The 11,273-nt window shown below is 56.5% G+C and carries 11 protein-coding genes; 5 read left to right on the plus strand and 6 right to left on the minus strand.

Going from position 1 to position 11,273, the window contains the following annotated elements:
- From J1W56_RS19365 to mazG, 5 genes are all read left to right on the plus strand, one after another.
- Nucleotides 1-235: hypothetical protein (locus J1W56_RS19365; protein ID WP_223614945.1), on the plus strand; the 235-nt coding region annotated here is incomplete at its 5' end.
- 432 nt (nucleotides 236-667) lie between these two features.
- A complete protein-coding gene (locus tag J1W56_RS19370; protein ID WP_223614946.1) occupies nucleotides 668-2,746 on the plus strand; it encodes a hypothetical protein in 2,079 nt (692 codons plus the stop codon).
- A gap of 164 nt (nucleotides 2,747-2,910) precedes the next feature.
- Nucleotides 2,911-3,933 (plus strand): hypothetical protein, encoded by a 1,023-nt coding sequence (locus tag J1W56_RS19375; RefSeq protein WP_223614947.1) that lies wholly within the window; start codon nucleotides 2,911-2,913, stop codon nucleotides 3,931-3,933.
- A gap of 110 nt (nucleotides 3,934-4,043) precedes the next feature.
- Nucleotides 4,044-4,280: a hypothetical protein gene (locus J1W56_RS19380; RefSeq protein WP_223614948.1), complete on the plus strand. Its 237-nt coding sequence runs from the start codon at nucleotides 4,044-4,046 to the stop codon at nucleotides 4,278-4,280.
- Nucleotides 4,281-4,356: 76 nt separating this feature from the next.
- Complete coding sequence (mazG, locus tag J1W56_RS19385; protein WP_223614949.1) at nucleotides 4,357-5,178, plus strand: nucleoside triphosphate pyrophosphohydrolase; 822 nt, start codon at nucleotides 4,357-4,359, stop codon at nucleotides 5,176-5,178.
- A 6-nt stretch (nucleotides 5,179-5,184) separates the two neighbouring features.
- On the opposite strand, the gene hflX is transcribed toward mazG, so the two are convergent.
- The 6 genes from hflX to trkA all read right to left on the minus strand — a co-directional run bounded on the left by hflX (nucleotide 5,185) and on the right by trkA (nucleotide 11,123).
- A complete protein-coding gene (gene hflX / locus J1W56_RS19390) occupies nucleotides 5,185-6,597 on the minus strand; it encodes a GTPase HflX (protein ID WP_319025570.1) in 1,413 nt (470 codons plus the stop codon).
- Nucleotides 6,598-6,605: 8 nt separating this feature from the next.
- Nucleotides 6,606-6,851 carry an RNA chaperone Hfq gene (gene hfq / locus J1W56_RS19395; protein WP_091885912.1) on the minus strand — a complete coding sequence of 82 codons (246 nt, stop codon included), beginning with the start codon at nucleotides 6,849-6,851 and terminating at the stop codon, nucleotides 6,606-6,608.
- 119 nt (nucleotides 6,852-6,970) lie between these two features.
- Nucleotides 6,971-7,837, minus strand: coding sequence for a D-amino-acid transaminase (locus tag J1W56_RS19400; RefSeq protein WP_223614950.1), 867 nt, complete (start codon nucleotides 7,835-7,837; stop codon nucleotides 6,971-6,973).
- Between the two features lie 11 nt (nucleotides 7,838-7,848).
- The gene (locus J1W56_RS19405; RefSeq protein ID WP_223614951.1) at nucleotides 7,849-8,952 is read right to left on the minus strand and encodes a lactonase family protein; all 1,104 of its coding nucleotides are present in this window, start codon (nucleotides 8,950-8,952) and stop codon (nucleotides 7,849-7,851) included.
- Between the two features lie 8 nt (nucleotides 8,953-8,960).
- Nucleotides 8,961-9,725, minus strand: coding sequence for an MBL fold metallo-hydrolase (locus tag J1W56_RS19410; protein ID WP_223614952.1), 765 nt, complete (start codon nucleotides 9,723-9,725; stop codon nucleotides 8,961-8,963).
- A gap of 21 nt (nucleotides 9,726-9,746) precedes the next feature.
- Nucleotides 9,747-11,123, minus strand: coding sequence for a Trk system potassium transporter TrkA (gene trkA, locus J1W56_RS19415; RefSeq protein ID WP_223614953.1), 1,377 nt, complete (start codon nucleotides 11,121-11,123; stop codon nucleotides 9,747-9,749).
- Nucleotides 11,124-11,273: the final 150 nt, after the last annotated feature.

Genomic DNA, 11,273 nt, shown 5'->3' on the forward strand with positions numbered 1-11,273 from the left:
CTATTCACTGTCGCCGGGCAGAGCTGCGATATCGAGGTCTCCGCCCTGCCCGTCGATGAGCCTCGGCATCTGTCAGGATGACATTTTAACTTTGCACAACAAGCGACATTTCAACCTTGCTGCCACATTGTTTGTAGCCGGGTACATTCTATTTTCAACTGCAACAGGTACTAAACCCTCTTTGTTCTCAGGAGGATGCAATGCGCAGCAGTTTCCGTCAGTTGAACATGAATGAACGCCGTATCATAGCGCAGATGCTGCAAGCCAGAGCAGGATGACTTCAACAATGATTTCTGCATATTTTTTGCGCTAGTGCTGATAAGAGCCCAATAATTAGGCTGATTTCATTTTCGAAGGCGGTGGCGAGGTAGACTGGTCTCACGAGCAGATCCGCAGTTTACGGTTTGGATCGTCACAACATGGATGGTTATCCCTATGTTATCTCGGATGTTGGCTAATTGCAGCCACGTCGGGATAATTGGCACAAAATTTGCGTATCGAGCTGTGGCGAATGGTTTTTTATTTCGCCATTTAGTCAAGCCCGTAATTTCGGGATGAAAACGATATTTCAGCAATTTTTGCGAGGCATAAAGTGAAAATCAATTTTGAACCGAGGCGCAATCTGCCTTTGCATGTCGATTAACCATCGCGGTTAAGGCGAGCTCTGTTGATGGGCTGCGCTTATTTACCTGCCACGTCTCTGCTAGCCGTATTGAGCGGGTGTAACGAAGATAACGGTCTGGCATCTGATAGTGAGACTATCACGGCATCTCCTTCGACGTTTGACCTTCCTTCCGAAGCCGTTGTTGAGGCAGAAGTTCCCCCGTCTACACCATCCCTTTCCATACCGCTTCCCCCTTACGCGACGACAGATGTTCAGCCGTCGCTCCCCGCCCCGTCCACCGAATCGCCGCCAACGACCGTGCCTGTCACGCATATCCCGGAACGGCCCGAGCTCATCGCGCCGCCCGCTGAGTCCGCGCCGGACAAAGGTGTTTCTCCGGAAGCGGGCAAGTCTCAGTCAGCAGCATCCGAGCCTGTGAAACCGCTTGTGGTGCAATCCGCGCCACCGACTGCAGCAATGGCTGTAGCTTCGACCGGCGCCGTTTCACCAACTACCCAAGCAGTTGTGGGAAATACCGTCCTGACGAAAGCGCCTGCGCCCTCGCCAAGCTTATCTGAGCCGGTGAAGCCGCCAGCTCCTCCAGCAGTCAAGCGGACCAGAATGAATGTTGGAATCTACAATTTGGAATATAACTCATTCACGCAAATTTCCACTCGCAGCAAAGCCATATTCACGGGATGGGCGGTAACAATCAACGATCCGAAAGATCCCCAAAAGACAATCACGTTCGAAAGCACGGACAAATATCTCAAATACGCCTCTGACAATAAGATGCCGCCAGCCATCACCTCTGATTCAGCTCGCATTGCCGATCCGAAAGACACGACCAAAACACTTGTTTACGAAGCAATTGAAACCTATCTGAAGCGCGCTCTGGACAACAGGTTTGCGCTCTTCTATCGGGCCATGGTGACGGCTTTTAAAAAGCACCCCCCGACGGAATTTGATGTGAGTTTCTTCACCGCACCGGAGTTCTACTGGAATGTTCCATGGAGCGATTTTGTGAATGAAGCCGAGTTGGTCAAATCCGGTGACTTATATCTTGATACCGTGACGCGCAACGCGAGAGCCTTGATATCGAAGTTTCCGGAAAAAAAATATGGCAAGATCGTTCTCTTGCCAGGTACTGTCGCGACGCTCGCGAAGGCCAGTCACACTTTTTATGTGAATCAAAAATACATCGAGACAACACCAATAGGAAAGCCGGTGTACAATGCGCGTAATCATCTTGTTTGCACGCACAATCTGTCATTGGATGATCCTCTCCATCGCAGGCCGGCCTATATGATCTGGCCCAAACGGATGGTCTCCTCGATAGACTACAAGGACAGCACAGCTGGTAATTGTAAGAATGATGACTGGGATAAAGCCAAAAAAGATGGCAAGCTCCTCACAACAGAGCCAACTAATCCAAATAAATGGGTTTACCCCATGGGGTGCACACTCAATTCGGATACCAAGCTCGAAATTTTAGTCGCAAAAGTAAGCTCGTCACTTGCCGAATCCTTTGATACCTCAGGAAATTTAATTTCGAGCAAGTTTCAAAATGACCTTATCGAGGGGCTGCCTTTCGGTATTGATATTTGCCTAGATTACATGTCCGCAAATGTTCAAAGCGACAAATATCGCATGGCACAATTGGACCAGCGATATTTCAAACTGGACTTCGTGATTTCGGCGGGAACTTCTCTATCAACTGCAAATTATGCCGATACGCCATATATCCAGTATGCGATACATAATGAGGGTATTCTGCCGTCCAGTGAGAGCTACCATTATTGGGATTATACAACTGGAAACGCAGTAAAAAGGGATTTATACAGCTCCATATGGGGTATTGAATACGATAAACGAAACAATACCGTCAGCGGTGAACTTTTGACACCTCTCGATGCCAGATCTACATATGACGACATAAGGGGTGTCATTACCGTCGATAAGAGCGTTTCTTTCATTGCTCCTGCGGACGCAGATTCACAGGGGATTCCCAATATTCTTGATGCAATGAATCCCGCCAAAGTTCGCATCTGGTCTCTTGATGTCGATGTTTCCGATACGGTGAAAAACGCGGATGCAGTTGCTGCTGCCAATACCAAATCAGTAGTTCAGTTCATAAAATAATCCCAGGCGATCCTTGGTGAAGGCCTTGCCTTGAAGGCCAGATATACAAGCAGGGGCTGTACAGCCCCTGCTCACATCGCTCGCCAAACCATATCTCCACCGCTAAGCTCATCGTCGAGTCGCACACGTGCCCTGAACTTGTAGACACAAGAAGGATGACCGCCGTGGATTTGAAAACTGTACGCGCACTGAAGACTGAAATCGCAGAACAGATCATTCGACCGCTCGTCACTGAAATTCGCGCCGAGCGCCGCATTGTCCGCTCCACCGCAATACGGCGTCTGACCGGCATCGAAGGCGGTATCGCGCTTGGCATTGCCGCCGGCGATGGAAAGAACGATTACCGGCTCGCCGTCCGCGTCCAGCGCCGTGCGCTCGAAACAAATGCCTATCTGCGCCAGCAGATCGAGGAAGCAGCCCGCAACAAGGCCGACATCACCTATATCGGAACCGTGTTCAAAGGCGGCGCTCTGGCAGCGCCGGCAGTCTTGCCCTGGCATCAGCTGCGCCAGAGGCCGCTGCTGATCGGCGCGTCGGTCGGGCATTATTCGATTACGGCGGGCACGCTCGGCGGCTTTGCGCAGCACACGGCGAGCGGCAAGGCCGTCATTCTGAGCAACAATCATGTGCTGGCCAATGAAAACAAGGCGAAGATCGGCGATGCGATCCTGCAGCCTGCCGCCTATGACGGCGGCAGGAAAAGCAAGGACAAGGTCGGCGAACTGCTGGCTTTCGAGCCGGTAGTATCGGGCGCAAACAATCTGGTCGACGCTGCCATCGCCTCGATCGATGCGGATATCGACTTCGACGCGGTGACCCTGATGGGTGCGGGGAAATTAAAGGGCCTGCGCAAGACCCCGCTCCGTCCCGGCGACAAGGTGTTCAAGATCGGCAGGACAACCGGCGCGACGCAAGGTGTTGTTACGGCAATCGAAGTCGATGACGTGGTGGTCAGCTATGAATTCGGCGACATCGGTTTTGACAGCCAGATCGAGATCCAGACCACAGGCAGCGGTCCTTTCAGCTCGGGCGGCGACAGCGGATCGGTGATCATGGACGAAAAGGGCTATGCCTGCGCCCTGCTGTTTGCCGGCAGCGACCAGGGTGGCACCAACGGCAAGGGTGTCACCTTTGCCAATGATCTTTCCATCGTGCTGGAGAAATTGGGGCTGACGATGCCGGTTTGACCCTAGTGGAACGAATTTGACATTCGCATTCCGTTTCACATCACGCGCACCAAGCGAATGTCAGAATCGGACCACTAGCGGGAGTGGTCGGGATGCACTAAATTAAAGCCATGACCACCTCCATCGAACAGGCGCGGCTTGCCAAGCCGAAAGCCAGGGAACTGGCCGGATCATGCGGCACTGTCATTGGTGTCGGCCTGATCCGCATCGGTGACTCCTACGCCATCAAGGTCAATCTGCGCGATCAGGTTCCCGAAACGACCGAGCTTCCGGAAACGGTGGACGGCGTGAGGGTCGTATATGACGTGATCGGGCCCATATCGCTGCAGGCGGCCGGGAAACGCTGACCGATCCTGTGGACAAGCCACCGGCATTTCAGCTCGGTCATATCAGCCGCCCCGCTCCTGTCTTAATGTATCCCTCATGAAACCATCACGTGACATCACCCGCCTTCTTGAGATCATGCAGGCCCTGCGCACGCCGGTGACCGGCTGTCCGTGGGATCTTGAGCAGGATTTCAAGTCCATCGCCCCCTATACGCTCGAGGAAGCCTTCGAGGTGATCGATGCCATCGAGCGCGATGATATCGACGATCTGCGCGAAGAATTGGGCGATCTGCTCTTGCAGGTGGTGTTTCATGCGCGGATGGCGGAAGAAATGAAGGCATTCGATTTCGGTGACGTGGTCCAGGCGATCACGCACAAGATGATCCGCCGCCATCCCCATGTCTTCGGTGAAGAGGCCGCCCGCGGTGCCGGCATGGCCAAGGGCATGTGGGACAAGATCAAGGCCGAGGAAAAGGCGGAGCGGCGCGAGCGCCGTGCTGCGCTCAATCTGGGCGCCGTGGAGCCGACCGGCTTCCTCGACGACATTCCGCACGGCTTTCCGGCCCTGATGCGCGCACTCAAACTGCAGCAGAAGGCGGCCAAGGTTGGCTTTGACTGGTCGGAAGCCGCGCCCATTCTCGACAAGATCGAGGAAGAAATCGGCGAGTTGAAACAGGCCATTGCCAATGGCGACCGGGAAAATACGGAAGAAGAATATGGCGACCTGCTGTTTGCCATGGTCAATCTCGGCCGCCATTTGAAGCTTGAACCGGAAAGCGCGCTGCGTGGCACCAATGAAAAGTTCCGGTCACGCTTCCACTATATCGAGCGCAAGCTGAACGAGCAGAAACAGACGCTCGACGCGGCGACACTCGATGAAATGGAAGCACTTTGGCAGGAAGCCAAAACCGCGAAGTAACCCGTCTTAGCCGTTGGTTCGGCGCAGCAATTTCTCGTCGAGATTGGCGTGGGACGCGACGGTCATGTCCATGGTGAGTGATACCGACCCGTCGTCCAGATCCTTGCGTTTCACATTGCTGGAGTGCTGGTAGATCCAGTCCATCAGCCGCATCTGGTCCGGCCGCAGGGTGATTTTGACATGCTTCAGCTTGCCGGCAATGCGGTTCTCGATTTCCTTCAGCAGGGCGTCGACGCCCTCGCCCGTGATCGCCGACACCGGAATCGGATGTTCGTCGCCCTTCACCGCCGCACTGAGACGCTGTGCCGACTCGCGGCCCGCATCGTCAAGCCTGTCGATCTTGTTCCACACTTCGAGAATGCGCTTCGTATCGCCGCGCTCGATGCCGAGGCTGGTCATGATCGCATGGACGTCTTCCGACTGGGCTGCAGTATCCGGATCGGAGATATCGCGGATGTGCAGGATCAGATCGGCTTCAACCACCTCTTCCAGCGTCGCCCGGAAGGCGGCAACGAGATGCGTAGGCAGGTTGGAGATGAAACCCACCGTGTCGGAGAGGATGATCGTCTCGCCGTGCTCCAGCCGGATACGGCGCAAGGTCGGATCAAGCGTGGCAAAGAGCATGTCCTCGGCCACGACCCCTGCTCCGGTCAGCCGGTTGAACAGTGTTGATTTGCCCGCATTGGTATAGCCGACGAGCGCCACGACCGGATGCGGCACCTTCTTGCGCTTGCTGCGGTGCAGGGTGCGGGTGCGCACCACCGTTTCCAGTTCGCGCTTGATGCGCAGGATCTTTTCCTGCAGTGCGCGCCTGTCGGCCTCGATCTGCGTTTCACCGGGACCGCCGAGGAAGCCGCCGCCGCCACGCTGGCGTTCAAGGTGGGTCCAGCTGCGGACCAGCCGCCCCTTCTGATAGGTGAGGTGCGCAAGTTCCACCTGCAGGGCGCCCTCTTTCGTCTGGGCGCGCCGTCCGAAAATCTCAAGAATGAGCCCGGTCCTGTCGAGAACCTTGGCGTTCCATGCCTTTTCGAGATTGCGCTGCTGTACCGGTGTCAGGGAATGATCGACGATCACGAGCTCCGCATGGGAAGCCTCGATGAGCTCATGAATCGTTTCAACCTTGCCCGTCCCCAGCAAGGTCGCCGGGCGCGGCGCCGAAACCTGCACGATATCGGAATGGACAATGTCCAGATCGATGGCGCGGGCCAAGCCTTCTGCCTCTTCCAGCCGCGCATCGTCGCTGCGCTGGAATTCGGGCTGGTGCTTCATGCGGCCGTGATCGTCGGCCTTGCCGCCATCGGAAAAGCGCGTCGGCAGAACCGGCACAATGACGATTGCGCGCGTGGCTTCTCTGGCGGTCTCACCATTGTCGGTTGATCCGCCAGGGTTTTGCGCGTTACGCCTTGTTTCTTTGGTCAAATGTTATCTCAGTCGCTGTCTTCGGCCTCAGCTTCGAACATTTGCACAGGCTGGCTCGGCATGATGGTCGAGATGGCATGTTTGTAGACGAGCTGAGAATGGCCGTCGCGGCGCAACAGGACGCAGAAATTGTCGAACGAGGTGACAATACCGGTCAGTTTGACGCCATTGATGAGGAAAATTGTCAGAGAAATCTTCTGTTTTCTGACTGAATTCAGAAATAGGTCCTGAAGATTCTGCGATCGTTCAGCCATTGTTTTTGTCCTTTTATGCGATCAGCAAACGTGTCTCATACAAATTTCGGCAACGGGAGCAGAAAGCCTACTCCTGCAGGAGGTGAAAAATGGTTTCTGTTAGTCCCCTCATACTCCGGTTAACAGGATGGCGTTTTTTCCGCAATGTCAAAAAACGCTTCCCGTAACGAAAGTGCGATCGTTCCCGGGTGCCCATTTGCCACCGATTCGCCGTCAATCGCAACGATTGGCATCACAACAGTTGTGGCTGCGGTCATGAAAACTTCGCGCGCCCGCTTGGCTTCCTCGACAGAAAAGCCGCGTTCCTCGATCGTCAATCCCAGCTTTTTGGCCACATCGAAGATGGTTGTGCGGGTAATACCGCGCAAAATGCCGGTTTCCGCCTGTCTGGTCACCAGAACGCCGTCCATGGTGACAATCCACGCATTTGTTGCCGCGCCTTCCTTAACGGTGCCATCCGGATCGATGAACCAGGCTTCCTGAGCGCCCTGCTCCTTGGCCAACTGGCGCGCCATAACATTTGGTAAAAGGCCGATAGATTTGATGTCCACCCGCTCCCAGCGGTTTTCCGGCACCGTGATGACCTTCACACCCTTTGCCGCCCGGGCAGCGAACATGACGGGATCCGTGCGCTTGGCGGTGATGACGATGGAAGGCGGCGTATTGGCCGCGGGAAAGACGTGGTCGCGCTTGGCGACACCGCGCGTCACCTGCAGATAGACCATGCCATTGTACACACGGTTGCGCCGGACCACCTCGGCGATCACGCTCTGCAGCGCCTTCCGGTTCATCGGCCAGCCGATCCGCAGCTCCGAAAGCGAGCGGTCGAGCCGATTGAGATGGCGCGTCATGTCCATGATGTTGCCGCGGGCAACCTCGCAGACTTCATAAACGCCATCGGCAAACTGGTAGCCGCGGTCTTCAATGTGAACACCGGCATTGGCATGGGGAATGTACTGGCCGTTGACATAGGCGATACGGGACATCGGCAAAACTCCTATTCGAACTGGCCGAAGACCATGCGCATGGGCGTTGGCAGGTCCACCCGCTTGCCGGTATCTTCCAGCGCACCCGTTTCGATATCGCGTTTGAACACGGCGATGCCCCCGCCTTTCTGATTGGCAACGAGCATGAACTTGCCCGTGGGATCGATGACGAAGTTGCGCGGGCCGAGACCCTGCGACGGTGTCCAGCCGATCAGCGCAAGGCTGCCGTCGGCGGCAATGGCGTAGCTGACGATGCTGTTGTGGCCACGGTTGGAGCCATAAAGGAACCGGCCGTCGGCACTGACGGCGATCTCTGCGCAGGTATTGGTCGCGGTGAAGTCCGCTGGGATGGATGGAAGCGTCTGGCCAAGCGCCAACTCGGCGGTTTCGGCATTATAATGCAGAACTGAAACAGTGCTGTTCAATTCGTTGATAACATAAGCAATCCTCCCATTCGGATGGAATGTCATATGGCGCGGTCCGGCACCATCGGGCAAGGTCGTGAAGGGCGATGCTGCCAGCTCCAGTTTGCCGCCCTTCGACGGCAGCTTATAGGCCATGATCCGGTCCAGGCCGAGATCGCAAACAAACACGGTCCGATTATCCGGGCTGACGACGGCGCAGTGACCATGCTGCCGCTTGTCCGTCGGCAGGATCGCATTTTTGCCCTCATGAATAGCAGCGGCAAAGGCCGGTTCCAGCCCGCCGTCGGCGCGGATGGCGAAAGCGGCAACGGCATTGCCGGGGCGTTCGCCCAGCGCGGCAACGGTATAATTGGAGGCAAAGATCGTCTCGCCGGACTGATCGAACCCGAGATGGCAGGTGGTGTTGCCAAGGGTCGGCTGCATGTTGATATAGGACAAGGCTCCCGAGGCCGGATCGATATCGAAGGCGACAGCCATCCCCTCGTTCCATTCGGGGATTTCCACTGCCGCGTAAAGACGCCGACGCTTTTCGTCGATGGCGATATAACCGGGATTGTCGATTGCGAGGTATTCGCTGACGAGCGTGAGATCACCGGTATTGTCGTCAAAGCGGAAGACGCTGATCCCCTTTCCCGTATTGGGCAAAGCGTTGCGATTCAGGTTGCCGACAAAAGCATAGGTCTTTGGCATGGTTGGTCTCATGGGTTGGGGGCTGTGAGATGGAGGGTTTCTCCATCGGAAGGGATGATCAGCTTGTGGGAATCGATAGCCGCTGCCTGCGCATGGGCCTTCAGATCGTCGCGGGTGACTGTTGCATGGTCAAGGGCTTCCATATGCGTCGCGATGACTTTTGTGTTCAGAGGTGAAATGCGGCAGACCTCGACGGTCTGCTCCGCATCCATGACGATGAGAACACCGTCCCATTTGGCACCGCAGGAATGGGTGACGATGATATCGGGCTGCGTCGCTTCGATTGTTTCGCGCACGGGCGGATAGAGGATCGTATCACCTGCCCAATAGATCGAGGGTTCGCCATCCGCCTCGATGGTGAAACCGATGACATTGCCCATCAGCTGAAGCACGGCCCCGGTGCCGTGATTGCCGTCGCGACGGGTCAGGCGCATATTCTTCCACGTCAGATCCCCGGTCAGTGGCGTGACGTCGGTGAAACCGAAGGAACGGATTTTCTCTTCATCGCCCGGCTGGCAAATCAGCGGCAGATGCTTGGGGACAAGTTCCTGCGCCACGGGGTCGAAATGATCCGCATGCAGATGCGAGACGAGTACAAGCTCGACGCCATCAAGGATCTCGTCGGTTGAAACCGGCAGATCCGTCATGGGATTCGGCGAACGGCCGGTAAAGGACGGACGGCTGTGTTTGGGAGCGAAAAATGGATCGATCAGGACGGTTGAACCGGCATAGTCGAGTTTCAGCGTGGCATTGCGGAGAAGTTGCAGTTTCATGTCGGTGCGTCTCTCTGCTGATCAGAAGAATTCGAGACTGACGCGGAACATCTGCTCGACCTGTTTGACCGCTTCGGCCGTGGCAAAGATGACCACCCGGTCCTGCGGTTTGATGCGGACCGAACCGTCGGGGCGGATGACTTCGCCGTTGCGGTAGATCGCGCCGATCCGCAGTCCGTCCGGCAGGTCGAGGTCGCGCAGCGGGGCGCCGACAAGCGGCGAGGTTTCAAGCGCCTCAGCCTCGATAATCTCCGCCCGGCCCTTCTGGACGCTGTGTACGGCCCGGATACGGCCCCGCCGCACATGCTGCAGCACACGCGAAATGGTGACGCTGCGCGGGCTGATATGGGCATCGATGCCGAGGGATTTGCTGAGGTCGAGATAGTCCGGGTTGTTGATGAGGACGAGACTGGATTTGCAGCCGAGGCGTTTGGCCATGACGCCGGCGAGCATGTTGACCTGGTCGTCATTGGTCAGTGCGACCAGAAGGTCCGCATCCTGGATTTCCGCTTCCAGCAGCAGTTTCTGATCCAGTGCACTGCCATGCAGCACCATGGAACGCCGAAGACCGTCTGCGATGGCATTGGCGCGGGTCAAATTGGGTTCGATCAGCTTGACCTTGGTCTTGGGCTGCTTGGCTTCGATCATCTGGGCGACGTAGAGCCCGACATTGCCGCCGCCGGCAATGACGATGCGTGTTGCCTCGGGTTCCTCGTGACCAAACAGCGCCAATGTACGGCGCACCTGTGACTTGGTTGTCGCGACATAGGCGATGTCACCGGCCAAGAGGTGATCGGCAGAGCGCGGAATGAGCAACGTGTCATTGCGGATGATCGCCATCACGGTCGACGGCAGGTCAGGGAAGAGATTGCTCAATTGAATGAGCGGCGTGTTGATGACGGGACAGTCTTCCAGGCATTCGATCGCCATCACCACGATAGTCTCGTCGGCAAAACGGACAACGTCGCTCACACCGGGCAAGGCGATGCGGCGCAGCACCATTTCCCCGACCTCAAGCTCGGGCGAAATGATGACGTCAATCGGCATGTGATCGCGGGAAAACAGATCCTGATAGTGCGGCTGCAGATAGGCCTGTGCGCGGATGCGGGCGATCTTGGTCGGCACATTGAACAGAGCATGCGCCACTTCACAGGCGACGATGTTCACCTCGTCATAAAGCGTTGCCGCAATGATCATGTCCGCCTGCTCGGCACCGGCGGCCGCCAGAACATCCGGGTGGGCGCCGTGACCGACAAAACCGCGCACATCCAGCGTGTCGCGTATGACCTGAATGAGCTCGGCCGACGTGTCGATGACCGAAATATCATTGTCTTCGGCAGCCAGGCGTTCGGCGATGCCATATCCAACCTGCCCTGCGCCGCAGATGATCACACGCATCAGCTGGCTTTGCCTTCGGCAATCACGGCCATTGCGTCCACGTCAATGAGACTGCTGGCCGGCGGGCCTTGCGGATTGACAGCACGAAACATTCCTCACTCCCATGATGAAGGGCCTATGCCGCAGGGCAAAGGCCGCCGACTTTCCCGT

Source organism: Phyllobacterium calauticae (assembly GCF_019991125.1).
Taxonomy (GTDB): domain Bacteria; phylum Pseudomonadota; class Alphaproteobacteria; order Rhizobiales; family Rhizobiaceae; genus Phyllobacterium; species Phyllobacterium calauticae.